Source organism: Pseudomonas sp. S1(2024) (genome assembly GCF_046557535.1).
In genome coordinates this window covers 1-25,154 of the sequence record NZ_JBKGFP010000143.1, presented here as the reverse complement: position 1 = coordinate 25,154, position 25,154 = coordinate 1, and the positions used below count along the sequence as shown (strand labels likewise).

The following is a 25,154-nucleotide window of genomic DNA, read 5'->3' as shown; positions in this document are numbered from 1 at the left end:
GTGGGAGCAACTGTCTTTAGAAATTTATTTTCAAGCGTGCCATTCGGGCAGGGCTTCGCTCGATACCGCGTAGCGGTGTCGTTGGCGAAGCCCGCATTTGTAGAAAATCGATCCTCGTTCGTGATCAGGTTGCGGGTACCTGAGGCTTGAGCTCTTTCCACTCCGTTCCGTCACGCAGCATTGCGTTCAGGCGCACCAGCAACACGCGCATGCACGCCACTGCGGCAACTTTTGCGCACTTGCCTCGGGCTATCAGGTCTTCATAGCGGGTTCTAACTTCTGGGACATGCTGGATCATTGACCAGATCGACATGTAGGCCGCCTTGCGGACTCTGTAACGCCCGCCTTCGATCTTCCTCGGGCCACTCTTCTTGCCGCTGTCTTTGTTGTACGGCGCTAACCCAGCCAAGGCTGCAATTTCGCGCCCCGTCACGCGTCCCAGCTCAGGTAGGTAGGCCATGAAGGTGCCACAACTGATGACGCCAATCCCTTTCACAGACCTTAGCCGCATGGCTGTCGTGCGATCCAGCACGTTCGAGGCGCGCTCAATCGCCTTGTCCAAAGCCTTAATCTGATCATTCAGGTAAGCGACATGCTCGGTATAAACGGTAATGGCCGTAACTGAAGTGGTTTGTTTCATCCGACGCTTGTCATCATCCCGATGCTGGACAAGATTGCCACGGAGTTTGATGAGCTCTCCCAGTTCATCCCGATCTTGATTAGGCTCTATCTGCGGCAAGTCCTCGAAATCCCTGGCAAACCGCGCCAGCATCTGGGCGTCGATCTTGTCAGTCTTGGCAATTTTGCCCATGGCACTCGCATAGTCCCGACAGCGCTTGGGGTTGACCCTGATGACGTTCAAACCCTCCAGTCGCAAGGCTTTGAATACGGCTCGTTCATAGCCACCAGTGGCTTCCAGCAAGACCCGTTCGACCTCAAGCTCGTTCAGGCATGCGATCAGTTGCGCAAAGCCCTCTGGGTCATTCCTGACCTGGAACTGGGGAATACTTTCAGGAAGAAAGCCCACATCCAGAGTCGCTTTCGAAACGTCGAGACCAACGAAGTAGGAAATCATCGCCAAGCCCTCTTACACTCAAGAAGTGAGAGCACTCTGACTTAGCCCTAGCTTGTGACTACGAGTTCGCCACTCATTCAACTGTTCGGGCTTAGGTCAGAGTGAGAGGTGGATGGCGACTAGGCTCCCACTCGTGCTTTAGAGCACATCTGGCTTTCAGTCTGCCATCCACTGCTCTCACCCTTTCGAGTTTAAGAGACCTTGAAGACACAAGCTGGCTTGCCGGCGATGGGCTGCGCAGCAGCCCCAGAATCACTCATGCCGCACCACTTTTCGCAGGCAATCCCCTGCCGCCAGCACCCGCCCATCCCGGGCCCGCACCTGCAGTATTTCCAGCGCCTGCCCCGTATCACTATCCACCAACTCCGAACGCACCTCGCCCGCCTCGAACAGAAACCGCTCCCCCCACTGCCTCAAGCCAACCACCACCGGGAACACCGATCGCCCTTTCTCGGTCAGCACATACTCCTTGTAGGCACTGCCATCCGACGCCGGCTGCAGCGTCAGCAGCCCACTCTCCACCAGCCACTTCAGCCGTGAGGCGAGGATGTTCTTCGCCAGCCCCAGGTTCTTCTGGAATTCACTGAAGCGCCGCAGCCCATCGAATGCGTCGCGCAGGATCATCAGCGCCCAGCGGTCTCCCAGTACCTCCAGCGCCCGGGCTACGGGGCATTGCGCATTGTTTTCATCGAGCATGGACGGGGCCTTTCGTGATCATCTGGTTGCAGATTAAAACCACATTTGCTAAATAGCCAGTATGTGGTTTCAATTCGAAACCAGATTGACGAGACCAGCCCGATGAACCCTGCACTGACACGCTGGATAACCCTGCTGCTGGCCATTACCAGCGCCATGGCTGTGGCGACAGTGTATTTCGCCCAGCCTCTGCTCGAGTCGATGGCCGCTGACCTTGGCGTGGCGCAGCAGCAGATCGGTTGGGTAGTTGGCGCGACCCAGGCGGGCTACGCCCTGGGGTTGTTGCTGATCGTGCCGTTGGGTGACCTGATCGACCGCAAGCGCCTGCTGCTCGGGCAGTTGCTGTTCTCGGCCCTGGCGCTGGTTGGGGTAGGCATGGCGCCCAACTGGGCGCTATTGCTGCTGGCCCTGGCTATCACCGGGCTGATGGCGGTCATGGTGCAGGTGATGGTGGCGCATGCAGCGAGCCTTGCCGACCCCGGCCAGCAAGGGCAGGCCGTGGGCACCGTCACCAGCGGCATAGTGCTGGGCATTTTGCTGGCGCGGCTGGTCTCGGGCGGGCTTGCCGACCTGGCTGGCTGGCGCAGCGTGTACCTGATTACCGCAGGGTTGTTGATACTGCTGGCCCTGGTGCTGTGGCGCAGCCTGCCCGTGGGGCAACCGGTGTCGCTGCGGTCTGGCTACCGGGCGCTGATCGTTGCCCAGTTCAGGCTGTACCGGCACGACCGGCTGCTGCGTCAGCGCGGGTTGTTCGGCGTGTTGATCTTCGCTGCGTTCAGCGTGCTCTGGAGTGCCATGGTCATGCCCCTGAGTGCCGAGCCACTGGAGCTGAGCCATACCGCGATCGGTCTATTCGGCCTGGCGGGTGTTGCCGGCACATTGGCGGCAGCGCGCGCCGGTCGCCTGGCCGATCAGGGGCTGGGGGAGCGCACCACTGGGGTAGCGCTGATTCTGCTGGTGCTGTCATGGCTGCCCACGGCCTTCGTCGGGCATTCACTGATGGCCTTCGGGTTGGGTGTGCTGATGCTGGACTTTGCCGTGCAGGCGGTGCATGTCACCAACCAGAGCCTGCTGCTGGCCGGGCGTGGCGCAATGGCCAGCCGTTTGATCGGCGCCTACATGTGCTGCTATTCGCTTGGCAGTGGAGTGGGGGCAGTGCTGGCGAGCTGGGTGTATGCCCATTGGGGTTGGGCAGCGGTGTGTGGGCTCGGGATGGGCATCAGCTCGGTCGCGCTGGGGTACTGGTTATGGCTGCAACGCGCGAGGGCGGCCGAAGCCGCCCTGCAGTGTTCAGGTCAGAACTTGTAGCCAAGGCCGACCATGTACACCCATGGGTCGACATCGACGTCGACTTTGGTCTTGCTGTAGCCCAGTGCGGACGGGCCGTCCACGCTGGCCTTGGTGTCGATGTCGATGTACCAGACCGAAGCGTTGACCAGCAGGTTGTCGGTGATCATGTAGTCCATGCCCAGCTGGCCGGCGAAGCCGACCGAGTCCTGCAGCTCCAGGTTGCTGAAGCCCTGCTGCTTGCGGGTGCTGCTGAGGTCTTCATCGAAGAACAGCGTGTAGTTGATGCCGACGCCGGCATACGGCTGGAACTTGGAAGTTGGCTCCATCGGGTAGTACTGCAACGACAGGGTCGGTGGCAGTTGCTTGATATCGGCCAGCTTGCCGTCCAGGCCGCCGCCCAGACCTTTGACGCCGACGGTGTGCTTGAACGGGGTGGCCGCCAGCAGCTCGAGGCCGACATGGTCGGTGAGCATGTAGGCGAAGGTCAGGCCCAGTTGGGTGTCGCTGTCCAAGGTCGCCTTGGTGCCCGATACCTTGCTGCCGTCGAATTTCAGGTCGCCGCTGCTTTCGTTGGGGGCAACGGTGATGGCACCGGCACGGACGATGACATCACCCGCCTGGTGGGCGTGGGCGACAGGGGCAGCGAGCGCCAGGGCCGCGAGGGCGGCGCTGAGCAAGGACTTGTTCATGGAAGCTCCCAGAGGACGTGAGTAATCGAGTAGTCCAATGGTACGGATGCCGTTAAACAGAAAGTTTGACCCAGCTCAAAGAAGCGTCGTCACGAATTCGAAACAGTTCTCATCTCAGCTCATAAGCGTATATTTTCTCGGCTTCCATCTGGTAGCCGGCATCGGCCAGTTCGCTGCTGGAGGCTCTAACCTGCAGCTTCCCCTCGATCCAGTAGGGCTGGTAGAGGTCTTCTACGCGAACGCCCATTTCACTGAAGATGTGCACGATCTGGTTCGACGGTGGCGGTGGCACGTGGATGCACGCGCCGTAGTAGGGGACCAGCAGGAATTCGGTGGTGCGGCCTTCTTCGCTCACCTCCAGCGGCACGATGTAGCCGGGCAGTTTGATCTGCTGGCCGTCGAGGCTTTTTACCACTGGAGCATCGGGAGCCTGCTGGCGCGCCGGTGGGGCGGACTCGGCGGACAGGGCGTTGCTGAGCTGCGACATGTCGTGCAACGGCGCGAGTTGGGGCGGGATGACCGGGGCGCCTTCGGGGATGAGGGCGGGCCAGTCAAGTTCGCGGGGTTCCGAGGCCCACAGAGGCATCGCTGCTGTCAGCAGCAGGATCAGCAGCGTATGCAGTGCTGGCCTCTTCGCGGGCATGCCCGCTCCCACAGGGTTCACCACAGCCTTCGAACCTTGTGAAAGGCTTGTGGGAGCGGGCGTGCCCGCGAAGAAGGCAGTGAGGTATTGGATCATTGCACGCCCTCAGAGGTGAATGGACAAGCCGTCGGCCAGCGACTGCCGATAGGCCCGCCACGCCGGTACGCTGCCCATCAACAGCGCAGCTCCCAGGATGATAGCCAGCAACGTCCATTCATGAGCACTCGGCATGGCCAGCGGCAAGTACAAACCATAGTTGGCCTGCACATACCCTTGTGCCAGGGCGATTCCCGCATACAGCAAGCCAAGCCCTGCAGCGATCCCGACCGCCGCCAGCGACAGTGCCTCCAGCACCAGCAGCCCTGCGATATGCCACGGCCTGGCACCAACCGAGCGCAATATCGCCATCTCCCTGCGGCGTTCATTGAGGCTGGTGAGAATCGCCGTAAGCATGCCGATCAGGCCGGTCAGCACCACGAACAGCGACACCACGAACAACGCCTGCTCCGCGGTGCCCATCAGGCTCCACAGCTCCTGCAGGGCTACCCCGGGCAGGATCGCCAGCAATGGCTCGTTGCGGTATTCATTGATCTCCCGCTGCAGGCTGAATGTCGCGATCTTGCTGTTCAGGCCGAGCATGAACGCAGTGATGGCGGCAGGCTGCAGGTCCATGGTCCGTGCCTGCTCGGCGCTGATACGCCCGGCGCCACGGGCCGGCACCCCGTTGTGCCAGTCGATGTGGATGGCTTCCATGCCGCCCAGGCTGATATGCAGCGTGCGGTCGACCGGTGTGCCGGTGCGCTTGAGCACTCCGACTACGGTGAACGGCTTGTCGTCGTGCTTGACCAGGCTGATCGCGGCCACGCCGTGGGCAAGCACCAGCTTGTCGCCCAGCTTGTAGTGCAATGCCTCGGCCACTTCGGCACCCAGCACCACCTCGAACGGATCATCGGCAAACGCGCGGCCCTGGCTCAATTCCAGGTGCTGGCGGCGGCCGTACTGGTAATGGCTGAAGTAGTCGCCGGTAGTGCCCATCACCCGATAACCACGGTGCGAGTCGCCCAGCGAGATGGGGATGGCCCATTTCACCCGCGGGTCCTTGGCGTAGTGCTCATAGCTGTCCCAACGGATATTGTTGGTGGCGTTGCCGATGCGGAACACCGAGTACAACAGCAGGTTCACCGAGCCGGAGCGGGCGCCGACGATCAGGTCGGTACCGCTTATGGTGCTGGCGAAGCTGGCCCGGGCCTCGGTACGGACCCGCTCCACGGCCAGCAGCAGGCACACCGACAGGGCAATGGCGAAGGCGGTGAGGAATGCGGTGAAGCGGCGGTTGGCCAGGCTGGCCAAGGCAAGGCGGAGCAGGTACATCAGGCCTCCCGGGGCTTGGCGGCGCGGTTGAGTTCGGCCAGCGACAGGTGGCGGTCGAACAGCGGTGCCAGGCTCTGGTCGTGGCTGACGAACAGCAGGCTGGCACCGGCGGCGCGGCATTCATCGAACAGCAGGCGGATGAACGCTTCGCGGGTGTCGGCATCCAGCGCCGAGGTCGGTTCGTCAGCGATCACCAGTTCGGGTTGGCCGATCAGTGCGCGGGCGGCAGCGACCCGTTGCTGCTGGCCGATCGACAGGCTGTCGGCGCGGCGGGCCAGCAGGGCGGGGTCGTCCAGACCCAGGTGGGCCAGCAAGGTGCTGGCTGCCTGGTCGACACTGCCATGGCGTTGCTCGGCGCGGGCCTTGCGGCTGCGCGAGAAGCGGCAGGGCAGCTCGACATTTTCGCGTACCGAGAGGAACGGCAGCAGGTTGAACTGCTGGAAGATATAACCGGTGTGGTCGACCCGGAAGCGGTCACGGGCGCCTTGGCCCAGGCGGCCGAGGTCCTGGCCGAGCAACTGGATGCGGCCCTGGCCCGGTACGTTCACCCCGCCCAGCAGGCCCAGCAATGTGGTCTTGCCACTGCCGCTGGGGCCCTTGAGAAACAGGGCTTCGCCAGCCTCCAGGCGGAATGCCGGAATATCCAGCAGCGCCGGCTGGCCGGGCCAGGCAAACACCAGGTCATGCAGTTCGATCAACGGCTGGCGCATTCAGAACGCGACCGCAGCCTTGGCTGGCGTGGCTTCCGCGCCTTTCTGGCCATTGGGGCCGATCAGTTGAACGGTGATTTTCTGGGTAGCCGGGAACGCCTTGAACAGCGGAGCGAGGTCCACCTGCGCCAGTTTGTCGGGGTTGGCGCAAGTCAGCTGGTAATGGGCGCCGATGTCGCTGTGCTGGTGGCTGTGCTCGTGGTCGTCACCATCGTCGTCGGCTTTCGGGGCATCACCGAACAGCGGGCTTTCCAGTTCCTGCTGGTCTTCCTTGCAACCGGCAGCGGTGGGCAGGCCGAACAGCTTCAGTGGTTGCTCCAGCTGCTGGTGCACCGCCGCGACCTTGGCCTTGTCGGCGTCGCTGTTGGCGGCGTGTTCGAACCCGACCAGGTTCATTGCCGGGCTGTCCAGCTCCAGCTCCAGGGTGTTGCCATCGAGCACGGCATTGAGCTTGGCCACGCCATGCTCGTGGGCGCCGAGGGTGCCGTGGGCGTGGTCGTGATCATGGTCATCATCGTGGGCTTGGGCCACGGCCAGGGGCAGCAGGGCGAAGGGCAAGGCGAGCAACAGGCGACGCATGGACGACTCCGGAGCGGGCGGGAAGATCGGGTTATGTTATAACAACTTTTCCGCGTGCTGCCAGCCTGCGTGGCGCAGGTTTCATGTTGGGGTAGGATGGTGGCATTGACTTGGGTTCAGGGAATGCAGCATGAGAATTCGTGGACAGATTGGTGACTGGCCTGTGGATCTGACCATCGAGCTGGCGCCTGAAGAGTGGGCGCAACTGGGGCGGCGGATCGAATTGCCTGCGGTGGCACAGACCGCAACAGCGGAAACCGTGGCGACAACTCGTCAGGATGACGGGCAATGGACTGCGGCACGTGAGGTGTTGCGCCTGGCAGGGCAGATGAGCGGGCCGGAATTGCTGGATCGGTTGGAGGGGCTGGCTGGGAGTACGGCGGCGGGTAAACGGCTGCTGGTGCGCTTGCGGCATAGCCGTGAAGTCAAGGTGGAAAGTGGCGTGGACGCGCCGGTGTATCACTGGGTGGGATAAATCTGTATTGCCTGTGCTGGCCTCGTTCGCGGGCTTGCCCGCTCCCACAGGTATACCACCGGTATTGAATTCAGTGCGTACCCTGTGGGAGCGGGCGTGCCCGCGAACGAGGGCAAAGCCCTCGCAATAGGCCTCAGGTCAGAACATCGCCGCCGACAACTTGCGACGATACACGCCGACCAGCGGGTGATCACCGCCCAGCAGCTCGAACACCTGCAGCAACGCCTTCTGCGGCAGCCCGTTCTCATAACCACGGTTACGCTGGAACAGCTTCAACAACCCTTCCAGCGCCGCTTCATACTGCTGGCGCGCCAACTGCTGCACGCTCAGCTGATAAGCCGCTTCATCATCCTGCGGGTTCTGCGCCAGGCGGCTTTTCAGGTCAGCCACTTCCGGCAGACTGGCGGCCTGGCGCAGGAAGGTCAGTTGTGCCTTGGCGCCGGCCAGTGCAGCTTTGTGCTCGTCAGTCTTGACCGCATCCAGCACCACCTGGGCTTCACCCAGCTCCCCGCGCTCGGCCAGGCAACGGGCATACAGAATCAGTGCCTCGGCATTGCTGTTGTCCTCACCCAGCAGTGCCTGCAACAGTGCTTCGGCCTCGGCAAAACGGCTTTCGGCAAAAAGTCCCTTGGCCTGCTCCAGCGGCGAGGCGGTAGGCGCGGCAGGCAGTTGCACGTGCGGCTCGAGCATCGCGCGGATCGCCGATTCCGGCTGCGCACCGGCAAAACCGTCCACCGGCTGGCCGTCCTTGAACAGCACCACGGTCGGCAGGCTGCGGATGCCGAACTGGGCAACTACCTGTTGCTCCACGTCACAGTTGATCTTGGCCAGCAGCAACTCGCCCTGGTAACCCTCGGTGATCTTCGCCAGCAGCGGCATCAGTGCCTTGCACGGCGCGCACCACTCAGCCCAGAAGTCCACCAGCACCGGTTTGTGGAAGGAGTTCTCGATAACCAGTTGCTGGAAGGTGGCATCGGTAGCGTCGAAAATGTAAGGCGTGTCTTGGGTCATCGCGACTCTCGCAAACTCGTGGATAACACCACTATAAGGTGTCGCGGCTGGCGTGGTACAGGCTGACCCGGCGGAATTCGTGCGGCTCGGCCAGGTCCGGCAGGGTCAGCGCTTCCAGCACGCCCAGCTGCTGGTACAGCGGGTGGCTGAAGTCGCGTACCCGCGAGTCGGCCACCAGCGCCTGGCGCCCGCGGCCGAGGAAGGCATCCAGCAGCGGCAGGTTGGCGCGGTCGTACAGCACGTCGGCAACCAGGATCAGGTCGAAGCGATCGTCTTCGGCGAAGAAATCGCTGCTGTAACCCAGTTCCACCCCGTTCAGCGCGGCATTCGCGCGGCAGGCATCGAGTGCCAACGGGTCGAGGTCGCAGGCCACCACTTCCAGCGCACCGGCGCGGGCGGCGGCAATACCGGCGATACCGGAGCCGGCGCCAAAATCCAGCACGCGCTTGCCGGCTACCCATTGCGGGTGCTCGGCCAGGTAACGGGCCATGGCCAGGCCGCTGGCCCAGCAGAAGCTCCAGTAGGGCGGTTCTTCAAGAATGCGCCGGGTCTCTTCGCTGCTGAAGGCGCGGTCCATGTTCTGGTCGTCGATCAGCCACAGCTTGAGGTCGCAGCCGGGCAGCTCGCTGACGACAAGACGCGCTTCGCCGATCATGCCGCTGAGGGCCTGTTGCAGGGGCTGTTGTAGGGAGACTGGCGCCACTTACGGCGCCTTCTCGAAACGCAGCGGGCCGATGGCCTGGGTCTGGGCCTGGGTAATGCGCACCGGCGGCAGGTGCATGATCAGCTGGCCAGAGCTGCTGGCGCGGCCGCGCAGCTCGACCCGGGCACCGGCGGGGAAGGCCTCGGGGTTGAAGCGCAGTTGGTAGGGCAGGGCCTGGCCGGTGCCGGTCAGGTTGCTGCTGGCCAGCAAGCGTTGTGGGCGGTCGCGTTCGTCGATGACCAGCAAGGCCAGCTCCACGTCGGCACCGGCGGGGATTTCCAGCAAGGTGCCGCTCAGCTCGCGCTGGTAGGCCGGCAGCGGGCCCAGTACTGCGGTCGGCTTGGCCGTGCGGGCTGGCGTGGGTGCCGGAGGGGTGTCGGGCTTCGGCCTGTCGCTGCTGCAGGCGGCGAGCAGGGCGGCGCAGCACAGCACGACGAGCGCTCGATAGTGCATGGGGTAGTCCTTCACGGGCAGATTTCCCATGGATGTTAACCCCTTTGGCTTGTCTTGCCAGTGGGATGCGCTACCATGGCCCTCCCTTTTTTTGTTGCCTGCCACCATGCACTGTCCCTTTTGCGGTGCCAACGACACCAAGGTCATCGACTCTCGCCTCGTCGCCGAGGGCGAGCAGGTGCGCCGCCGCCGCGAATGCGTCGCCTGCGGCGAGCGCTTCACCACCTTCGAAACCGCCGAGCTGGTGCTGCCCCGGCTGATCAAGCAGGACGGCACGCGCCAACCCTTCGACGAAGAAAAACTGCGCGCCGGCATGCAGCGGGCACTGGAAAAACGCCCGGTCAGCGTCGAGCGTCTGGAAGCTGCGCTGGCGCATATCAAGAGCCGCCTGCGTGCCACCGGCGAGCGTGAAGTCAAATCGCTGGTGGTGGGTGAGATGGTCATGGCCGAGCTGCGCAAGCTCGACGAAGTGGCCTATATCCGTTTTGCCTCGGTTTACCGGCGCTTCCAGGACCTCGACGAGTTCCGCGAAGAAATCGACCGCCTGGCTCGCGAGCCGGCTAAAGAGTGACCATGCCCAGCCAAGCTGCCATCCTCGACGCCCACTACATGGCCCGCGCGCTGGAGCTGGCGCGCAAGGGCCTGTACACCACCCACCCGAACCCGCGCGTAGGCTGCGTGATCGTGCGCGATGGCGAGGTGGTCGGCGAAGGCTGGCATGTGCGCGCCGGCGAGCCGCATGCCGAAGTGCATGCCCTGCGACAGGCTGGTGAGCGTGCCCGTGGCGCCTGTGCCTATGTCACCCTCGAGCCGTGCAGCCACCATGGCCGCACGCCGCCGTGCGCCGAAGCGCTGGTCAAGGCCGGGGTAGCACGGGTGGTAGCCGCCATGCAGGACCCCAACCCGCAAGTGGCGGGGCAGGGCCTGCGGCGCCTGGCCGAGGCCGGTATCGAAGTGGCCAGCGGCGTGCTCGAGGCCGAGGCCCGCGCACTCAACCCCGGTTTCCTCAAACGCATGGAGCACGGCCTGCCGTTCGTTCGCGCCAAGCTGGCCATGAGCCTGGATGGCCGCACCGCCATGGCCAGTGGCGAAAGCCAGTGGATCACCGGCCCGGCCGCCCGCTCGGCGGTGCAGCGCCTGCGTGCCCGCTCCAGCGTGGTACTTACCAGCGCCACCAGCGTGTTGGCCGACAACGCGCGGATGACCGTGCGCGGCGCCGAGCTGGGCCTGGATGCCGAAACCACTGCCCTGGCTCTCAGCCGCACACCGCTGCGAGTGCTGATCGATGGCCACCTGCGCCTGCCGCTGGATGCGCCGTTTTTCCAGGCTGGCCCGGCGCTGGTGGTGACCGCTGTCGCAGATGACCCGCGCTATGCCGCTGCCGGCCACGAACTGCTCAGCTTGCCGGGTGACAATGGCCATGTAGACCTGTCGGCGTTGCTGCAGGCCCTGGCGGCCCGCGGCATCAACGAAGTCCTGCTGGAAGCCGGTGCCGGCCTGGTCGGCGCCTTCGCCCGGCAAGGCCTGATCGACGAGTACCAGCTGTTCGTCGCCGGCACTTTCCTTGGTTCCCAGGCCCGTCCGCTGTTGGACTGGCCACTGGACAAGATGAGCGAAGCGCCGCGGCTGAAAATTACTGAAATGCGCGCAGTGGGCGATGACTGGCGGGTCACGGCCATCCCCCTGCCGGCACCCCGCGTATAATGCCTGGCTTGCCCTGCGCAAAACGTTTTTGAGGAAGACCCCATGTTCACCGGCATCATCGAATCCATCGGCACCATCCGCAGCCTGACCCCCAAGGGTGGCGACGTGCGCGTATACGTCGAAACCGGCAAGCTCGACCTGGGTGACGTCAAGCTCGGCGACAGCATCGCCGTCAACGGCGTGTGCCTGACCGCCGTCGAACTGCCGGGCGACGGCTTCTGGGCCGACGTCAGCGTCGAAACCCTCAAGCGCACTGCCTTCATCGACCTCAAGAGCGGCAGCAAGGTCAACCTGGAAAAAGCCCTGACTCCCACTACCCGGCTGGGCGGGCACCTGGTCAGCGGCCACGTCGACGGGGTCGGCGAAATCATCTCGCGCAGCGATAACGCCCGCGCCATCCAGTTCCGCGTGCGTGCACCGAAGGAGCTGGCCAAGTACATCGCCCACAAGGGTTCGATCACCGTCGACGGCACCAGCCTGACGGTCAACGAGGTCAATGGCGCCGAGTTCGAGCTGACCATTGTCCCGCACACCCTGTCCGAAACCATCATGGCCGACTACCGTGCAGGGCGTCGGGTAAACCTTGAGGTCGACCTGCTGGCCCGTTACCTGGAGCGTCTGCTGCTGGGTGACAAGGCCGCCGAACCGAGCAAGGGCAGTGGCATTACCGAAAGCTTCCTGGCCGCCAACGGCTTCTTGAAATCCTGATTGAGAAGGGGGTGCCGCGTGGCGCTCAACAGCATCGAAGAACTGGTCGAAGACATCCGCCAGGGCAAAATGGTCATCCTCATGGATGACGAAGATCGCGAAAACGAAGGCGACATCATCATGGCAGCCGAGTGCTGCCTGCCCGAGCATATCAATTTCATGGCCAAGCACGCCCGTGGCCTGATCTGTATGCCGATGACCCGCGAGCGTTGCGAAACGCTGAAGCTGCCGCTGATGGCGCCGCGCAACGGCTCGGGCTTCGGCACCAAGTTCACCGTGTCGATCGAAGCCGCCGAAGGCGTCACCACCGGCATCTCCGCCGCTGACCGCGCACGCACCGTGCAGGCGGCAGCCGCCAAGGACGCCAAGGCCGAAGATATCGTCAGCCCTGGCCACATCTTCCCGCTGATGGCCCAGCCTGGCGGTACTCTGGCCCGTGCCGGCCACACCGAGGCCGCGTGCGACCTGGCGCGCATGGCCGGTTTCGAGCCGAGCGGCGTGATCTGCGAAGTGATGAACGACGACGGCACCATGTCGCGCCGCGCCGAGCTGGAAGTGTTTGCCGCCGAGCACGGCCTGAAGATCGGCACCATCGCCGACCTGATCCACTACCGCATGATCCACGAGCGCACCGTGCAGCGCGTCTCCGAGCAACCGGTCGAGAGCGAGCTGGGTGAGTTCAACCTGGTCACCTACCGCGACGCGGTGGAAGGCGACGTGCACATGGCCTTGACCCTGGGCAAGATCTGCGCCGAAGAGCCGACCCTGGTCCGCGTACACAACATGGACCCGCTGCGCGACCTGCTGCTGGTCAAGCAACCGGGCCGCTGGAGCCTGCGCGCCGCCATGGCTGCCGTGGCCGAGGCCGGCAGCGGCGTGGTACTGCTGCTGGGGCACCCGCTGGACGGCGACGTGTTGCTGGCGCACATCCGCGAAAGCGCTGGCGATGCACCAGTCAAGGCACCGACCACCTACAGCACCGTGGGTGCAGGTTCGCAGATCCTGCGCGACCTCGGTGTGCGCAAGATGCGCCTGATGAGTTCGCCGATGAAGTTCAACGCGATATCCGGATTCGATCTGGAAGTTGTAGAATACGTGCCCTCCGAGTGACTTGAGGCGGCAGTGACGCCCTCCAGCTCGAGTCCATACCCCTGTCGAGGCCGCCAGCATGCGGCCTCGCTCTTGAAGATGAGAATATCGGAATGACCCTGAAGACCATCGAAGGTACCTTCATCGCCCCCAAAGGTCGCTATGCTTTGGTGGTTGGCCGCTTCAACAGCTTCGTCGTCGAAAGCCTGGTAAGCGGTGCCGTTGATGCCCTGGTACGCCACGGTGTCAGCGAAAGCGACATCACCATCATCCGTGCCCCGGGTGCATTCGAAATCCCGCTGGTGGCACAGAAGGTCGCCCAGCAAGGCGCCTACGACGCGATCATCGCCCTGGGCGCCGTGATCCGTGGTGGTACCCCGCACTTCGAATACGTGGCGGGCGAATGCACCAAGGGCCTGGCCCAGGTGTCCATGGAGTTCGGTGTTCCGGTGGCCTTCGGCGTACTGACCGTCGACTCCATCGAGCAGGCCATCGAGCGTTCCGGCACCAAGGCCGGCAACAAAGGTGCTGAAGCTGCCCTGTCCGCTCTGGAAATGGTCAGCCTGCTGGCGCAGTTGGAGGCCAAGTGATTAGCGACGAAAGCGATCGTTTCAACCCGCGCGATCCAAAACCTGCGGATGCCGGCAAGCCATCGAAGAGTGCCAAGCGCCGCGAAGCCCGCAAGCTCGCGACCCAGGCACTGTACCAGTGGCACATGGCGCAGCATTCGCTGAACGAGATCGAAGCGCAGTTCCGGGTCGATAACGATTTCTCCGATGTCGACGGCGCTTATTTCCGCGAGATCCTGCATGGGGTCCCGGCGATCAAGAGCGAAATCGACAGCGCCCTGAAGCCATGCCTGGACTTGGCACTGGAAGAGCTCGACCCGGTCGAGCTGGCCGTGCTGCGTCTGTCTACCTGGGAGTTCATCAAACGCGTCGACGTACCGTACCGCGTGGTGATCAACGAAGGTGTCGAGCTGGCCAAGGTCTTCGGTGCCACCGATGGCCACAAGTTCGTCAACGGTGTGCTGGACAAGCTGGCCCCGAACCTGCGCGAAGCAGAAGTCAAGGCGAACAAGCGCTGATCCTGGCGCTTGCGGACCATGGGTGAGTTCGAGCTGATCAGCCATTACTTCGCCGCCGCGCCCTGTGCGCAAGGCGGTGAAGGCGTGGCCCTTGGCATTGGTGACGACTGCGCCTTGCTGGGCCTTCCTGCCGGCGAGCAACTGGCGGTGTCCACCGACACCCTGGTTGCCGGGGTGCATTTTCCGGCTCTGTGCGACCCTTGGTTGCTCGGCCAGCGCTCGCTGGCCGTGGCGGCCAGCGACCTGGCTGCCATGGGCGCTACCCCCATCGGCTTCACCCTTGCCCTGACCTTGCCCGAGGTCAGCGCCGACTGGCTGCAAGCCTACGCCAGCGGCCTCAACCGCATGGCCGGCCACTGCCAGCTAAGCCTTATCGGTGGCGACACCACTCGCGGCCCCCTGAGTATCACCATAACCGTGTTCGGCCGGGTTCCGGTGGGGCAGGCGTTGCGCCGTGATGGCGCTCGCCCGGGCGACCTGCTTTGCGTCGGGGGCGAGTTGGGTAACGCGGCAGGGGCTTTGCCGCTGGTGCTGGGCCAGCGCCAGGCCGATGCCGCGCTGGCGCAACCGTTGCTCGACCATTACTGGTCGCCGTCGCCGCAGTTCGCCCTGGGCCAGTTGCTGCGCGGGCGTGCAACTTCGGCACTGGATATTTCCGACGGCCTGCTGGCCGACTGCGGGCATATCGCCAAGGGCTCCCGCGTGGCGCTCGAAGTGAACCTGGAGCAGGTGCCGGTGTCATCCGCCCTGCAGGGCTTGCTCGGCGCCGAGGCGGCCGTACACGCGGCGCTGACCGGTGGCGATGACTACGTGCTGGCGTTCACCTTGCCGCCAGCCGAGCTTTCATACCTGCAGGCACAAGGCCTGGCGGCATTCCACGTCATCGGGCGGGTGCTCGAAGGGCAGGGTGTGTGCCTGCGCGACCGGCAGGGCCAGGACATCACCCCGCGGCAACGCGGCTATCAACATTTTAGGGAGACACCGTGACCGATCACCCCAACCAGGTGCCTGCGGAGTTTGTTCCGCCTTCGGTCTGGCGCAACCCGTGGCACTTCATCGCCTTCGGTTTCGGTTCTGGCACCTTGCCAAAGGCGCCGGGCACCTGGGGCTCGCTGGTGGCCATACCGTTCATCCCGCTGTGGCAGATGCTGCCCGACTGGGGCTACTGGCTGTTGCTGGGCGTGAGCATGCTGTTCGGCTTCTGGCTATGCGGCAAGGTCGCCAATGACTTGCGCGTGCACGACCATGAAGGCATTGTCTGGGACGAGATCGTCGGCATGTGGATAACCCTCTGGCTGGTGCCGGAAGGCTGGCAGTGGCTGCTGGCGGGGTTCCTGATGTTCCGCTTCTTCGACATTCTCAAGCCGTGGCCTATCCGCTGGGTCGACCGCCATGTGCATGGGGGCGTTGGCATCATGCTCGACGATATCCTGGCTGGCGTGTTTGCCTGGCTGGGGATGCAGGTTCTGGTTTGGGCGGTTGCCTGATACAGGGAGCGTGTGAATGGCCATGAGGACCGTGCTGCTGGCAATGCTGCTGAGCCTTGCCCCGTGGGCTGCGGCTGCCGAGGGTGTGCCGAAACAGATCCACCTGGTCAGCGAAGAGTGGCTCGACTACACCAACGCCGACGGTACCGGGGTAGCCTGGGACGTGCTGCGCAAGGTGTTCGAGCCGGCCGGGGTCAAGGTAGTGACCCAGAGCGCGCCCTACAGCCGTGCGGTCGGGCTGGTGAAGCGTGGCGAGGCTGACGCCTGGGTAGGCTCGTACAAGGAAGAGAACGACGACAACCTGTACCCGCGCTGGCACTTCGACATGGACCACATCTACGCGCTAGGGTTGGTCAGCAAGCCAGTGCCTACTCGGCAGACCATAGGTCGCTACCGCTTGGCCTGGGTGCGTGGCTACGACTTCGGTAGCTATCTGCCCGATGTGCATGACTTCCGCGAAGTCCAGCGCCGCGAAGGCATCCTGCCGATGCTCGAGCATGACCGTGTGGACTTCTACATCGATGCGCTGACCGAGATCGACTACGTGCTCGGCCAGACCTCCCAGCCCGAGCGCTTCCGCCGCACCCATGTGGCCGAACTGCCGCTGTACCTGGCCTTTGCCCGCAGCGACCAGGCCAAGGCCCTGCGCGACCTGTTCGACAAGCGCATGGCCGAGCTGGTGCGCAGTGGTGAGCTGAAGCCGATCTTCGAGCACTGGCAGCAGCCGTATCCGTTCAGCCCGGATAGCAAACCACATTGAGCAACCCGTTTCATCGGCTGACACGGGCCCTGTGGGAGCGGGCGTGCCCGCTCCCACAGGATCGAGTACAGACCTCTGCTAAGCATCGAACTTTTCGATCTTACCCCACGGTATTCAGCCAGCCCACATCCCCCAACCTGCTGATACAATCGGCCCACGAGAAATTTAAACTTATTCCAGGAGCACAACGTGCCCGTCGTCTTTGTTGCCGCCTCTAAACTCCCGACTCCCTTCGCGACCTTCACCATGCATGGCTTCCTCGACGAAGCCACTGGCCGTGAGCACGTGGTGCTCAGCCTGGGTGACATCGCGGACGGCCAGCCGGTGCTGGGGCGCCTGCACTCCGAGTGCCTGACTGGCGATGCCCTGTTCAGCCAGCGCTGCGACTGCGGCTCGCAGCTGGAAGCCGCGCTGCAGGCCATCGCCCGTGAAGGCCGTGGCGTGCTGCTGTACCTGCGCCAGGAAGGCCGTGGCATCGGCCTGCTGAACAAGATTCGCGCCTACGAGCTGCAGGACGGTGGCGCCGATACCGTCGAGGCCAACGAGCGCCTGGGCTTCGCCGCCGACCAGCGCGACTACGCCATGTGCCTGCCGATGCTGGAGCACCTGGGCGTGAAGTCGTTGCGCCTGATGACCAACAACCCGCGCAAGGTCAAAGCCCTGACCGACATGAACATCGTCGTCGCCGAGCGCGTACCGCTGCACACCGGGCACAACCCGCACAACCGCTACTACCTGGCAACCAAGGCCGGCAAGCTGGGCCACATGCTGGGTAACGAGCACCAGGGCGAGGTGCCTCAGGCGTGACCCGCGCCGAGGTCAAGCGGCGCCTGTCGCTGGCCTGGTGGCAATACCTGGCGGTGGGCCTGGTGCCGCTGCCAGTGATGGCCTGGGCCTTCGGTGGCGGTGATGCGCTGGCCTCGGTGCTGGCCATGCCACTGTTCATTGCCGGCGCGGCGACCATGTTCCTCAGCCTGCCGCGCTTCGGTGCCTACAAGCGCGCCCTCATCGCCACTTCCAAGGTGCTCGGCACTGGAGAAGAGCCCGCCGCCTGGATCGAACTGGCGCGGGTGCGGCGCCTGGCTATGTTGTATGCCTGCTTCCCGGCCTGGGTCGCCGCTTTGTCGGTGCTGGTCGGCCTCGAGGCGGTGCCGCAGATCCTGCTGGCGTTGTCCACCGCAGTGGTTCTGTACCTCTATCGCATTCCACGCCAGCTCGGCTGATGCGCCTGCTGCCCGGCCTGTTGGCGCTGCTCGTCTGCTCCGCACTGGCCGCCGACCCCCTGCGAGTGGTCAGCCTGGCCCCGTCGATGAGCGAGATCATGCTCGAACTGCAGGCCGATGACCTGCTGGTCGGTGTGCTCGACGGTGGCGAACGGCCGGCGGCGCTGCGCGAGTTGCCCTCGGTGGGGCGCCAGGGGCAACTGGACCTCGAACGCCTGCTCAGCCTGCGCCCCGACCTGTTGCTGCTGTGGCCGGGCAGCGTGCCGCCGGCCCAACGCGACCAGCTCAAGCGCCTGGGTATCGCAACGTATAGCGCAGAACCCCATGACATCGACCAGCTGATCGAGCAGATCGAGGCCATCGCCGAACGAATCGGCCGTGCCGAACAGGGCCATCGGTATGCCCAGGCCCTGCGTGACCGGCTGCGGCAGCTGCGCCAGCAGTATCGACGGGACGAGCCCTTGCAGGTGTTCTACCAGGTCTGGGACCGACCGCTGTATACGCTCGGTGGCCGGCAGGTGGTCAGCGATGCCCTGGCCGTTTGCGGCGCGCGTAATGTCTTCGCCGATCTCACCCAGGCGGCGCCGCAGGTAAATGTGGAGTCTGTGCTGCTGCGCAACCCACAGGTCATTCTGGCGGGTGATCAGGCGCAGCTGGAGAGTTGGAAGGCCTGGCCGCAACTGCGTGCGGTTGCCGATGATCGTTTACTGGTGGTGCCAGACAAAGGCCTGGAGCGGCCTAGTGGGCAGATGATCGAAGCTACGGCGCGCTTGTGTGCGCTGCTCGAGGCTAACGCGCCGGCGTCCAAGTAAGCTTTTGCGAGGGCTGCGCCCTCGATCGCGACGCAAGGCCGCTCCTACAAAGAACTGTGCGGTCACTGTAGGAGCGGCCTTGTGTCGCGATGGGCCGCAAAGCGGCCCCATAATCTCAAAGCCCGAGCCTGGCCATCCGAGCCTTCACCGAAGCCTCGATCCCAGCCGCATCCAGCCCGCACTCAGCCAGCATCTGCGCCGGCTTGGCATGCTCGACATAGATGTCCGGCAACCCCAGGTGCAGCAGCGGTTTCACGATCGCCTGGCTGGCCAGGAACTCACCCACAGCCGCACCGGCACCGCCCATGATGGCGTTTTCTTCGATGGTCACCAGCAGCTCATGGCTTGCGGCCAGTTCCAGCACCAGTGCCTCGTCCAGCGGTTTGACGAAGCGCATGTCGACCACGGTAGCGTTGATCTGCTCAGCCACCTGCATGGCCTCGGCCAGTTGCACGCCGAACACCAGCAAGGCGACTTTCTCGCCCTGGCGACGGACCACGCCCTTGCCGATTTCCAGCGGCTCCAGGTCACCGCTGATCGGCGCGTTCGGGCCGGTGCCACGCGGGTAGCGCACAGCCGCCGGGCCGTTGTACAGGTGGCCGGTGCTGAGCATCTTGCGCAGCTCGTTTTCGTCGCTTGGGGTCATCACCAGCATGCCCGGGATGCAGCGCAGGTATGACAGATCGTAGCTGCCCGCGTGGGTCGGGCCGTCTTCGCCGACCAGGCCGGCGCGGTCGATGGCGAACAGCACGTCAAGATTCTGTACCGCCACGTCGTGGATCAGCTGGTCGTAGGCGCGCTGCAGGAAGGTGGAGTAGATCGCCACCACCGGCTTGCTGCCCTCGCAGGCCATGCCGGCCGCCAGGGTCACGGCATGTTGCTCGGCGATCGCCACGTCGAAGTAACGCTCCGGGTAGCGCTCGCTGAACTCGACCAGGTCGGAGCCTTCCTTCATCGCCGGGGTAATGCCCACCAGGCGGTTGTCGGCGGCAGCCATGTCGCACAGCCACTGGCCGAACACCGCAGAGTATTTCGGGCCGCTGGCTTTCTTCGGTGCGGCGGGTTTGTCGGCCGGCTCCAGCTTGGTGATGGCGTGGTAGCCGATAGGGTCGATCTCGGCCGGGGCGAAGCCCTTGCCCTTCTTGGTCACCACGTGCAGGAACTGCGGGCCCTTGAGGTCACGCATATTCCGCAGGGTGGCGATCATGGTCGGCAGGTCGTGGCCGTCGATCGGGCCGATGTAGTTCCAGCCCAGTTCTTCGAACAGCGTGCCCGGCACCAGCATGCCCTTGGCGTACTCCTCGGTGCGGCGGGCGATTTCCCAGGCGCCTGGCAGGCGCGACAGCACTTTCTTGCTGCCTTCGCGCATGCTCGCGTAGGTGCGGCTGGAGAGGATCTTGGCCAGGTAGTTGGACAGGCCGCCGACATTGCGCGAAATCGACATGTCGTTGTCGTTGAGGATCACCAGCATGTCGGCGTTGACTTCCTGGGCGTGGTTCAACGCCTCGAAGGCCATGCCGGCGGTCAGCGCGCCGTCACCGATCACCGCGATCGACTTGCGGTCGCTGTTCTGCAGGCGGGCGGCAATGGCCATGCCCAGTGCAGCGCTGATCGAGGTGCTGGAGTGGCCGACGCCGAAGGTGTCGTACTCGCTCTCGCTGCGGCGCGGGAAGGCGGCGATGCCGTCCTTCTGGCGCAGGCTGAGCATGCGGTTACGGCGCCCGGTGAGGATCTTGTGCGGGTAGGCCTGGTGCCCCACGTCCCACACCAGCCGGTCGTCGGGGGTGTCGAAGACGTAGTGCAGGGCGATGGTCAGCTCGATGACGCCCAGGCCGGCACCAAAATGCCCACCGGTCTGACCCACGGTGTAGAGCAGTTCCTGGCGCAGTTCGTCGGCCAGGGTCTCCAGGTCGGCTTCGGCCAGCCGGCGCAGGCCGGCAGGCGTGTCAGCGCGGTCGAGCAACGGCGTGACCGGGCGTTCGCGGGGGATCTCTTGAAACGTCGTGGGCATCAGGCGAGTCGTTATAGGTGTGTGAAGACGCGGCAGTTTACCCCATTGTAGGAAATACTGCCCATTCAGACGGGTGTCGCATGGGGCTGCTGTGCAGCCCTTTGCGGGCAAGCCCGCTCCCACAGGTGCAGCGCTGTCCTGTAGGAGCGGGCTTGCCCGCGAAGGGCCGCACAGCGGCCCCAGTCAAATCAGTTGCGGCGTTCGACGATGTAACGCGCCAACGCCCGCAGCGGTTCGGCCTTTTCGCCGAACCCTTGCAGTGCGACCAGCGCCTGGTCGCGCAGTTCGATCGCATAGGCCTTGGCCGCTTCCAGGCCCAGCAGCGCCGGGTAGGTCGGTTTGTCACGGGCGATATCGGCCCCTTGGCGTTTGCCCAGGGTGGCGGTATCGCTTTCCACGTCGAGAATGTCGTCCTGCACCTGGAAGGCCAGGCCGATCGCCTGTGCATAGGTCTGCAAGGCATCCAGTTGCGCCTGTTCGGCGCGGGCGCTGGCCAGGGCGCCGAGGCGCACGCTGGCTTCGATCAGCGCGCCGGTCTTGTGCCGGTGCATGAACTCCAGCGCCTGCTGGTCCAGCTTCAGGCCAACCGAGCCCAGGTCGATGGCTTGGCCACCGACCATGCCTGCCGGGCCGGCAGCCTTGGCCAGGGCCTGGACCATGGCCAGGCGAATGCTGTCAGCCTGCGGGCTCAGACGCGGGTCGAGCAAGGCGCTGAAGGCCAGACTCTGCAAACCGTCGCCGGCGAGGATCGCGCAGGCTTCATCGAAGGCTTTGTGGGTGGTCGGCTGGCCGCGGCGCAGGTCGTCGTCATCCATGGCCGGCAGGTCGTCATGCACCAGCGAGTACGCGTGGATCAGTTCCACCGCACAGGCTGCGCCGTTGGCCTGTTCGGCCGGGGCGCCCAATGCTTCGCAGGCCGCGTAAGCCAGCAGCGGACGAACGCGTTTGCCACCGTTCATCACGCTGTAGTGCATGGCGGCGTAAAGGCGTTCGAGTTCCTTGGTCGGGGCGACGAACAACGGTTCGAGGGCGGCGTCGACCCGCGCCTGGCAGCTGGCCTGGTAGGTGCCGATCATGCTTCCGGCTCCGCGTCGAAGGGCTGAGCAGCTAGTTCGCCATCGCGTTCCAGCAGGATTTGCACCTTCTGTTCGGCCTGGGCCAGGGCACCCTGGCAATCGCGGGTCAGGGCGATGCCTTGCTCGAAGGCGGCCAGCGACTCTTCCAGCGACAACTCGCCGTTCTCCAGGCGCTCGACCAGTGCTTGCAGGTCTGCGAGGGATTGCTCGAAATCGAGGGAGGCTTTTTTGCGGGCCATGGCGACTGTCTCGGTGGCATTCAGAACGGCGCGACACTAGCAGAGCGGGGCGGGGGGAGCAAACTTCAGGGGCAACGCTGTTGGTTTCAAGGGCCCTTTCGCGGGCTTGCCCGCTCCCACAGGTACATCACAGTCTTCAAGACCTGTAGTGCACCTGTGGGAGCGGGCAAGCCCGCGAATGGCCCCAAGGTGGCCTGTCAGGCTGGCTCTGCTTCCAGCTCCAGCATGGCCTCACGGTACCGCGCCAGTTCCTCGATGGTCAGCACCGGCAGATTGTATTGCCGCGCATACACCGCCACTTGCTCGCCACGGGCCATCGTGCCATCGGGGTTCATCAGTTCGCACAGCACTGCCGCCGGGCGCAACCCGGCCAGGCGTGCCAGGTCCACCGAGCCTTCGGTGTGGCCACGGCGGGTCAGCACCCCGCCATTGCGGGCGCGCAGCGGGAATACATGCCCCGGGCTGACGATATGGCGCTGCTCCGCAGTAGAGCGCAATGCCGCGCCAATGGTGGTGATGCGGTCCTGGGCGGACACCCCGGTGGTAATGCCTTCCGCCGCCTCGATGGTGACGGTGAAGCCGGTGCCATGGCGGGCCTGGTTGTTCTGCACCATGGGTGCCAGTTGCAGTTCGTCGACGGTGGCCTCGTCCAGGCACAGGCAGACGATGCCGCTGCAATCGCGAATCATCATGGCCATGGTCTGCAGCGAGATGTTCTCGGCGGCGGCGATGATGTCCGCTTCGTCCTCGCGGTCGTCGTCGTCGAGCAGCAGCACAGGGCGCCCGGCCCGGAAGGCGGCGATGGCGGCGCTGACATTGGGGAATTGCGGGTGGTGCGTGGTGGACATGAAACGCTCCTCGTGAATGATCGATGAACGTCTCGGGGCGAACAAAATGCGCGCGCAGGGGCGCCCGGATGGCCCCTGCCTGACGCCTTCTTTCATCCGGACTATGACCGTCGGCTCTGGAGTCTCACCAGATCTGCTGACCCCCGGCATGGCCGGGGCGCTCGCGGGCTCATCTTTCGATTTACCGCCGGTGGGGACTTTCACCCCGCCCTGAAGACCCGCCAAGCATACAGCACATTGCCACCTCGCTGGCAACCGACGGCTCTACGACCTTTGGCGGTATCATTCGGCTATGCATTCGAGGAACAGCCCCATGGACATTCTTCAGGTCGCCGGCGGCAAGCCGGTCAAGTTGTGGACCGACGGCGTACCGGTGGAAGACGACGCCCGCAAGCAACTGCTCAACACGGCGAGGATGCCGTTCATCTTCAAGCACCTGGCTGTGATGCCGGACGTGCATCTGGGCAAGGGCTCGACCATCGGCAGTGTGATCCCCACGGTTGGCGCGATCATCCCCGCCGCGGTGGGTGTGGATATCGGCTGCGGCATGATCGCCGCGCGCACGTCGCTGCACGCCCGCGACTTGCCGGATAACCTGCATGGCCTGCGCAATGCCATCGAGCACGCCGTGCCGCATGGCAAGACCTTCGGCAAACGCGACCAGGGCGCCTGGGCCGATGTGCCGGCCCAGGCTGACAAGGCCTGGGGGCGGTTGGCCGGGCGCTTCAAGGCCATCACCGACAAGTACCCGCGGCTGGAGAAGACCAATAACCGCCATCACCTGGGGACGCTGGGCGGCGGCAACCACTTCATCGAGGTGTGCCTGGACGAGGCCGACCGCGTCTGGTTCATGCTGCACAGCGGCTCCCGGGGCGTGGGCAATGCCATCGGCAACCTGTTCATCGAACTGGCCCAGGCCGACATGCGCCAGCACCTGGCCAACCTGCCGGACAAGGACCTGGCGTATTTCGAGGAAGGCAGCCGCCATTTCGCCGACTACGTCGAAGCGGTGGAGTGGGCGCAGGACTACGCCAGGCAGAACCGCGAACTGATGATGCTGGCGGTGGTCGGTGCGGCTCGCAAGGCGCTGGGCAAACCGTTCGAGGCCAGCCTGGAAGCGGTGAACTGCCACCATAACTATGTGCAGCGCGAGCAGCATTTTGGCCGAGAGGTGCTGGTGACGCGCAAGGGGGCGGTGTCGGCGCAGAAAGGGCAGTTGGGCATCATTCCCGGCTCGATGGGGGCCAAGAGCTTCATCGTGCGAGGGCTGGGCAACGAGGAGTCTTTCTGTTCCTGCAGCCATGGTGCCGGCCGGGTGATGAGCCGGACCAAGGCCAAGAGCCGCTTCACCGTGGAAGACCAGCGGCGGGCCACGGCGCATGTGGAATGCCGCAAGGACAAGGAGGTGATCGACGAGATCCCCATGGCCTACAAGGACATCGATGCGGTGATGCGCGCGCAGCAGGACTTGGTGGAGGTGGTGCACACCTTGCGGCAGGTGGTGTGTGTGAAGGGCTGACGGGTTTACCGAGATATCCCTTCATTCGAGCCGTGGTATGACTTCTGATAATCAGATTTTTCCCGTTGCGCGTAGGCCATTTCTGAAATAGCTTCCTAGCGCCCTTGAGCCATTGCGGTGGTGTTCCTGGCGGCCTAGTGTGGCCCTGTCGTTGCCAAATCAGCGACCGGGCCTGCAAGCCTGTCCAGAGCAAAATGCCGATCACCGATGCCAATGGCATGCCATTGCGCGCGCTTAATGGTGGCTGCGTACGGGAGGTTTTCGAACCTGCCGGATTTTGCTCTCTGCCGGTCTTGCAGACCCGTACGTGGCTGCCACCCATCACACTGCAAGTCATGAGTGGCAGCTCTAGCCAACCTAATAGAGAGTGTCACCATGCTTAAGATTGTTCCTGATCCACCCCACGATATTCATTCCCTTGAAGACACCCTGATCCAGGCCACGGACTACGTGCTGTGCGCCACAACCGTGGTGCATCAGGCAATGTTGTTGCAGCCCAAGTCGCCAGCGTCGATTTTGATGATGACGTCGATGCATGAACTGGAGACGCTGCGGGCTTTGCTGGAGTCGGCATTGATTCAGGTGCAGATGCCCACTGGGCCCAGGACTTTGCACTAGGGCATAAGCAATGTGTTGCCTGTTCCGACCTCTTCGCGGGCACGCCCGCTCCCACAGGATCTTCACAGTACTCAAGACTTGCACAGTACCTGTGGGAGCGGGCGTGCCCGCGAAAGGGCCAGAGCAAGCAGTCGAGAAATTTCAGGGGGATTCAACAATGACCACAGAAGACACCCAGTTCACCGTCGGCAAAACCACCTTCTACCAAGGCGAACACGGCACCCATCCACTGTTCCGCATCGAGCCCGGCATCCCCTGCCGCGATGCCCGCGAGCAGT

30 protein-coding genes and 1 riboswitch are annotated in these 25,154 nt (G+C 64.2%); of the genes, 16 read left to right on the top strand and 14 right to left on the bottom strand.

Translation table 11 applies throughout. The annotated features are described in order from the left end of the window. Window positions 1-124 precede the first annotated feature (124 nt). Entirely contained in the window at window positions 125-1,075 is a 951-nt protein-coding gene (locus ACLCGK_RS32825) for an IS110 family transposase (protein WP_410951390.1), read from the bottom strand. A gap of 252 nt (window positions 1,076-1,327) precedes the next feature. After that, window positions 1,328-1,771 carry a winged helix-turn-helix transcriptional regulator gene (locus ACLCGK_RS32820; RefSeq protein ID WP_410953691.1) on the bottom strand — a complete coding sequence of 148 codons (444 nt, stop codon included), beginning with the start codon at window positions 1,769-1,771 and terminating at the stop codon, window positions 1,328-1,330. Between the two features lie 102 nt (window positions 1,772-1,873). On the opposite strand from ACLCGK_RS32820, the gene ACLCGK_RS32815 reads away from it, so the two are divergent. Then, complete coding sequence (locus ACLCGK_RS32815; RefSeq protein ID WP_410953690.1) at window positions 1,874-3,079, top strand: MFS transporter; 1,206 nt, start codon at window positions 1,874-1,876, stop codon at window positions 3,077-3,079. Here ACLCGK_RS32815 and ACLCGK_RS32810 read toward each other — a convergent pair. From ACLCGK_RS32810 to ACLCGK_RS32790, 5 genes are all read right to left on the bottom strand, one after another. Then, complete coding sequence (locus ACLCGK_RS32810; protein ID WP_054572942.1) at window positions 3,067-3,750, bottom strand: OmpW/AlkL family protein; 684 nt, start codon at window positions 3,748-3,750, stop codon at window positions 3,067-3,069. The genes ACLCGK_RS32815 and ACLCGK_RS32810 overlap by 13 nt on opposite strands. A 109-nt stretch (window positions 3,751-3,859) precedes the next feature. Then, a complete protein-coding gene (locus tag ACLCGK_RS32805) occupies window positions 3,860-4,372 on the bottom strand; it encodes a DUF3299 domain-containing protein (protein WP_410953693.1) in 513 nt (170 codons plus the stop codon). Window positions 4,373-4,498: 126 nt separating this feature from the next. Then, the gene (locus ACLCGK_RS32800) at window positions 4,499-5,764 is read right to left on the bottom strand and encodes an ABC transporter permease (RefSeq protein WP_112254086.1); all 1,266 of its coding nucleotides are present in this window, start codon (window positions 5,762-5,764) and stop codon (window positions 4,499-4,501) included. After that, complete coding sequence (locus tag ACLCGK_RS32795; protein WP_025337516.1) at window positions 5,764-6,474, bottom strand: ABC transporter ATP-binding protein; 711 nt, start codon at window positions 6,472-6,474, stop codon at window positions 5,764-5,766. Before ACLCGK_RS32795 ends, ACLCGK_RS32800 begins: the two co-directional genes overlap by 1 nt. Further along, window positions 6,475-7,053: a DUF2796 domain-containing protein gene (locus ACLCGK_RS32790; RefSeq protein ID WP_410953689.1), complete on the bottom strand. Its 579-nt coding sequence runs from the start codon at window positions 7,051-7,053 to the stop codon at window positions 6,475-6,477. 130 nt (window positions 7,054-7,183) lie between these two features. Between ACLCGK_RS32790 and ACLCGK_RS32785 the strand changes: the two genes are divergently transcribed. Then, window positions 7,184-7,528, top strand: coding sequence for a hypothetical protein (locus tag ACLCGK_RS32785; RefSeq protein WP_023663079.1), 345 nt, complete (start codon window positions 7,184-7,186; stop codon window positions 7,526-7,528). Between the two features lie 138 nt (window positions 7,529-7,666). Here ACLCGK_RS32785 and trxA read toward each other — a convergent pair whose 3' ends face one another. Genes trxA through ACLCGK_RS32770 form a run of 3 tightly spaced genes read right to left on the bottom strand, consistent with a single transcriptional unit; the run spans window position 7,667 to window position 9,695 of the window. Then, on the bottom strand, window positions 7,667-8,539 hold the full coding sequence (trxA, locus tag ACLCGK_RS32780; protein WP_013970670.1) for a thioredoxin: 873 nt from the start codon (window positions 8,537-8,539) through the stop codon (window positions 7,667-7,669). Window positions 8,540-8,570: 31 nt separating this feature from the next. Beyond that, complete coding sequence (locus ACLCGK_RS32775) at window positions 8,571-9,194, bottom strand: class I SAM-dependent methyltransferase (RefSeq protein ID WP_410953692.1); 624 nt, start codon at window positions 9,192-9,194, stop codon at window positions 8,571-8,573. A gap of 48 nt (window positions 9,195-9,242) precedes the next feature. After that, the gene (locus tag ACLCGK_RS32770) at window positions 9,243-9,695 is read right to left on the bottom strand and encodes a YbaY family lipoprotein (RefSeq protein WP_322491826.1); all 453 of its coding nucleotides are present in this window, start codon (window positions 9,693-9,695) and stop codon (window positions 9,243-9,245) included. A 106-nt stretch (window positions 9,696-9,801) separates the two neighbouring features. Between ACLCGK_RS32770 and nrdR the strand changes: the two genes are divergently transcribed. The 12 genes from nrdR (at window position 9,802) to ACLCGK_RS32710 (ending at window position 18,565) form a co-directional block, all read left to right on the top strand. Next, window positions 9,802-10,266 (top strand): transcriptional regulator NrdR, encoded by a 465-nt coding sequence (nrdR, locus tag ACLCGK_RS32765; RefSeq protein ID WP_003255402.1) that lies wholly within the window; start codon window positions 9,802-9,804, stop codon window positions 10,264-10,266. Between the two features lie 2 nt (window positions 10,267-10,268). Then, on the top strand, window positions 10,269-11,399 hold the full coding sequence (gene ribD, locus ACLCGK_RS32760) for a bifunctional diaminohydroxyphosphoribosylaminopyrimidine deaminase/5-amino-6-(5-phosphoribosylamino)uracil reductase RibD (RefSeq protein ID WP_410953688.1): 1,131 nt from the start codon (window positions 10,269-10,271) through the stop codon (window positions 11,397-11,399). 42 nt (window positions 11,400-11,441) lie between these two features. Continuing rightward, window positions 11,442-12,107: a riboflavin synthase gene (locus tag ACLCGK_RS32755; RefSeq protein WP_003255399.1), complete on the top strand. Its 666-nt coding sequence runs from the start codon at window positions 11,442-11,444 to the stop codon at window positions 12,105-12,107. Between the two features lie 18 nt (window positions 12,108-12,125). Then, the gene (ribBA, locus tag ACLCGK_RS32750) at window positions 12,126-13,217 is read left to right on the top strand and encodes a bifunctional 3,4-dihydroxy-2-butanone-4-phosphate synthase/GTP cyclohydrolase II (RefSeq protein WP_003259341.1); all 1,092 of its coding nucleotides are present in this window, start codon (window positions 12,126-12,128) and stop codon (window positions 13,215-13,217) included. Window positions 13,218-13,309: 92 nt separating this feature from the next. Beyond that, complete coding sequence (gene ribE, locus ACLCGK_RS32745) at window positions 13,310-13,786, top strand: 6,7-dimethyl-8-ribityllumazine synthase (RefSeq protein WP_003255395.1); 477 nt, start codon at window positions 13,310-13,312, stop codon at window positions 13,784-13,786. Further along, window positions 13,783-14,283 (top strand): transcription antitermination factor NusB, encoded by a 501-nt coding sequence (nusB, locus tag ACLCGK_RS32740; protein ID WP_013970674.1) that lies wholly within the window; start codon window positions 13,783-13,785, stop codon window positions 14,281-14,283. The genes ribE and nusB overlap by 4 nt, the downstream gene beginning before the upstream one ends. A gap of 18 nt (window positions 14,284-14,301) precedes the next feature. Then, entirely contained in the window at window positions 14,302-15,270 is a 969-nt protein-coding gene (gene thiL / locus ACLCGK_RS32735; RefSeq protein ID WP_410953687.1) for a thiamine-phosphate kinase, read from the top strand. Beyond that, entirely contained in the window at window positions 15,267-15,770 is a 504-nt protein-coding gene (locus ACLCGK_RS32730; RefSeq protein ID WP_004376077.1) for a phosphatidylglycerophosphatase A, read from the top strand. The genes thiL and ACLCGK_RS32730 overlap by 4 nt, the downstream gene beginning before the upstream one ends. A gap of 16 nt (window positions 15,771-15,786) precedes the next feature. Continuing rightward, window positions 15,787-16,530, top strand: a complete 744-nt coding sequence (locus ACLCGK_RS32725) for a substrate-binding periplasmic protein (RefSeq protein WP_061551355.1) — start codon at window positions 15,787-15,789, stop codon at window positions 16,528-16,530. A 189-nt stretch (window positions 16,531-16,719) separates the two neighbouring features. Further along, a complete protein-coding gene (ribA, locus tag ACLCGK_RS32720) occupies window positions 16,720-17,337 on the top strand; it encodes a GTP cyclohydrolase II (RefSeq protein WP_003260612.1) in 618 nt (205 codons plus the stop codon). Beyond that, on the top strand, window positions 17,334-17,753 hold the full coding sequence (locus ACLCGK_RS32715) for an MFS transporter (protein ID WP_410953686.1): 420 nt from the start codon (window positions 17,334-17,336) through the stop codon (window positions 17,751-17,753). The genes ribA and ACLCGK_RS32715 overlap by 4 nt, the downstream gene beginning before the upstream one ends. After that, on the top strand, window positions 17,753-18,565 hold the full coding sequence (locus ACLCGK_RS32710) for a cobalamin-binding protein (protein WP_410953685.1): 813 nt from the start codon (window positions 17,753-17,755) through the stop codon (window positions 18,563-18,565). Before ACLCGK_RS32715 ends, ACLCGK_RS32710 begins: the two co-directional genes overlap by 1 nt. A gap of 115 nt (window positions 18,566-18,680) precedes the next feature. Here ACLCGK_RS32710 and dxs read toward each other — a convergent pair whose 3' ends face one another. From dxs to ribB, 4 genes are all read right to left on the bottom strand, one after another. Further along, entirely contained in the window at window positions 18,681-20,576 is a 1,896-nt protein-coding gene (gene dxs / locus ACLCGK_RS32705; RefSeq protein ID WP_024086183.1) for a 1-deoxy-D-xylulose-5-phosphate synthase, read from the bottom strand. A gap of 188 nt (window positions 20,577-20,764) precedes the next feature. Further along, the gene (gene ispA / locus ACLCGK_RS32700; RefSeq protein ID WP_410953684.1) at window positions 20,765-21,652 is read right to left on the bottom strand and encodes a (2E,6E)-farnesyl diphosphate synthase; all 888 of its coding nucleotides are present in this window, start codon (window positions 21,650-21,652) and stop codon (window positions 20,765-20,767) included. Further along, window positions 21,649-21,891 (bottom strand): exodeoxyribonuclease VII small subunit, encoded by a 243-nt coding sequence (locus tag ACLCGK_RS32695; protein ID WP_003255380.1) that lies wholly within the window; start codon window positions 21,889-21,891, stop codon window positions 21,649-21,651. Before ACLCGK_RS32695 ends, ispA begins: the two co-directional genes overlap by 4 nt. Window positions 21,892-22,088: 197 nt before the next feature. Beyond that, window positions 22,089-22,739, bottom strand: coding sequence for a 3,4-dihydroxy-2-butanone-4-phosphate synthase (gene ribB, locus ACLCGK_RS32690; RefSeq protein ID WP_061303931.1), 651 nt, complete (start codon window positions 22,737-22,739; stop codon window positions 22,089-22,091). An 80-nt stretch (window positions 22,740-22,819) separates the two neighbouring features. After that, window positions 22,820-22,961, bottom strand: a riboswitch (FMN riboswitch). A 91-nt stretch (window positions 22,962-23,052) separates the two neighbouring features. Here ribB and ACLCGK_RS32685 point away from each other — a divergent pair. After that, window positions 23,053-24,258, top strand: coding sequence for an RtcB family protein (locus ACLCGK_RS32685; RefSeq protein ID WP_061303933.1), 1,206 nt, complete (start codon window positions 23,053-23,055; stop codon window positions 24,256-24,258). A 375-nt stretch (window positions 24,259-24,633) separates the two neighbouring features. Further along, the gene (locus tag ACLCGK_RS32680; RefSeq protein ID WP_085721427.1) at window positions 24,634-24,876 is read left to right on the top strand and encodes a hypothetical protein; all 243 of its coding nucleotides are present in this window, start codon (window positions 24,634-24,636) and stop codon (window positions 24,874-24,876) included. Window positions 24,877-25,154 lie beyond the last annotated feature (278 nt).

What these genes read in the sequence shown, in the direction of transcription:
- ACLCGK_RS32825 (WP_410951390.1), bottom strand. Translation starts at nt 1,075, where the DNA reads ATGATTTCCTACTTCGTTGGTCTCGACGTTTCGAAAGCGACTCTGGAT.
- ACLCGK_RS32820 (WP_410953691.1), bottom strand. Translation starts at nt 1,771, where the DNA reads ATGCTCGATGAAAACAATGCGCAATGCCCCGTAGCCCGGGCGCTGGAG.
- ACLCGK_RS32815 (WP_410953690.1), top strand. Translation starts at nt 1,874, where the DNA reads ATGAACCCTGCACTGACACGCTGGATAACCCTGCTGCTGGCCATTACC.
- ACLCGK_RS32810 (WP_054572942.1), bottom strand. Translation starts at nt 3,750, where the DNA reads ATGAACAAGTCCTTGCTCAGCGCCGCCCTCGCGGCCCTGGCGCTCGCT.
- ACLCGK_RS32800 (WP_112254086.1), bottom strand. Translation starts at nt 5,764, where the DNA reads ATGTACCTGCTCCGCCTTGCCTTGGCCAGCCTGGCCAACCGCCGCTTC.
- ACLCGK_RS32795 (WP_025337516.1), bottom strand. Translation starts at nt 6,474, where the DNA reads ATGCGCCAGCCGTTGATCGAACTGCATGACCTGGTGTTTGCCTGGCCC.
- ACLCGK_RS32790 (WP_410953689.1), bottom strand. Translation starts at nt 7,053, where the DNA reads ATGCGTCGCCTGTTGCTCGCCTTGCCCTTCGCCCTGCTGCCCCTGGCC.
- ACLCGK_RS32785 (WP_023663079.1), top strand. Translation starts at nt 7,184, where the DNA reads ATGAGAATTCGTGGACAGATTGGTGACTGGCCTGTGGATCTGACCATC.
- trxA (WP_013970670.1), bottom strand. Translation starts at nt 8,539, where the DNA reads ATGACCCAAGACACGCCTTACATTTTCGACGCTACCGATGCCACCTTC.
- ACLCGK_RS32775 (WP_410953692.1), bottom strand. Translation starts at nt 9,194, where the DNA reads ATGATCGGCGAAGCGCGTCTTGTCGTCAGCGAGCTGCCCGGCTGCGAC.
- ACLCGK_RS32770 (WP_322491826.1), bottom strand. Translation starts at nt 9,695, where the DNA reads ATGCACTATCGAGCGCTCGTCGTGCTGTGCTGCGCCGCCCTGCTCGCC.
- nrdR (WP_003255402.1), top strand. Translation starts at nt 9,802, where the DNA reads ATGCACTGTCCCTTTTGCGGTGCCAACGACACCAAGGTCATCGACTCT.
- ribD (WP_410953688.1), top strand. Translation starts at nt 10,269, where the DNA reads ATGCCCAGCCAAGCTGCCATCCTCGACGCCCACTACATGGCCCGCGCG.
- ACLCGK_RS32755 (WP_003255399.1), top strand. Translation starts at nt 11,442, where the DNA reads ATGTTCACCGGCATCATCGAATCCATCGGCACCATCCGCAGCCTGACC.
- ribE (WP_003255395.1), top strand. Translation starts at nt 13,310, where the DNA reads ATGACCCTGAAGACCATCGAAGGTACCTTCATCGCCCCCAAAGGTCGC.
- thiL (WP_410953687.1), top strand. Translation starts at nt 14,302, where the DNA reads ATGGGTGAGTTCGAGCTGATCAGCCATTACTTCGCCGCCGCGCCCTGT.
- ACLCGK_RS32725 (WP_061551355.1), top strand. Translation starts at nt 15,787, where the DNA reads ATGGCCATGAGGACCGTGCTGCTGGCAATGCTGCTGAGCCTTGCCCCG.
- ACLCGK_RS32710 (WP_410953685.1), top strand. Translation starts at nt 17,753, where the DNA reads ATGCGCCTGCTGCCCGGCCTGTTGGCGCTGCTCGTCTGCTCCGCACTG.
- dxs (WP_024086183.1), bottom strand. Translation starts at nt 20,576, where the DNA reads ATGCCCACGACGTTTCAAGAGATCCCCCGCGAACGCCCGGTCACGCCG.
- ispA (WP_410953684.1), bottom strand. Translation starts at nt 21,652, where the DNA reads ATGATCGGCACCTACCAGGCCAGCTGCCAGGCGCGGGTCGACGCCGCC.
- ACLCGK_RS32695 (WP_003255380.1), bottom strand. Translation starts at nt 21,891, where the DNA reads ATGGCCCGCAAAAAAGCCTCCCTCGATTTCGAGCAATCCCTCGCAGAC.
- ribB (WP_061303931.1), bottom strand. Translation starts at nt 22,739, where the DNA reads ATGTCCACCACGCACCACCCGCAATTCCCCAATGTCAGCGCCGCCATC.
- ACLCGK_RS32685 (WP_061303933.1), top strand. Translation starts at nt 23,053, where the DNA reads ATGGACATTCTTCAGGTCGCCGGCGGCAAGCCGGTCAAGTTGTGGACC.
- ACLCGK_RS32680 (WP_085721427.1), top strand. Translation starts at nt 24,634, where the DNA reads ATGCTTAAGATTGTTCCTGATCCACCCCACGATATTCATTCCCTTGAA.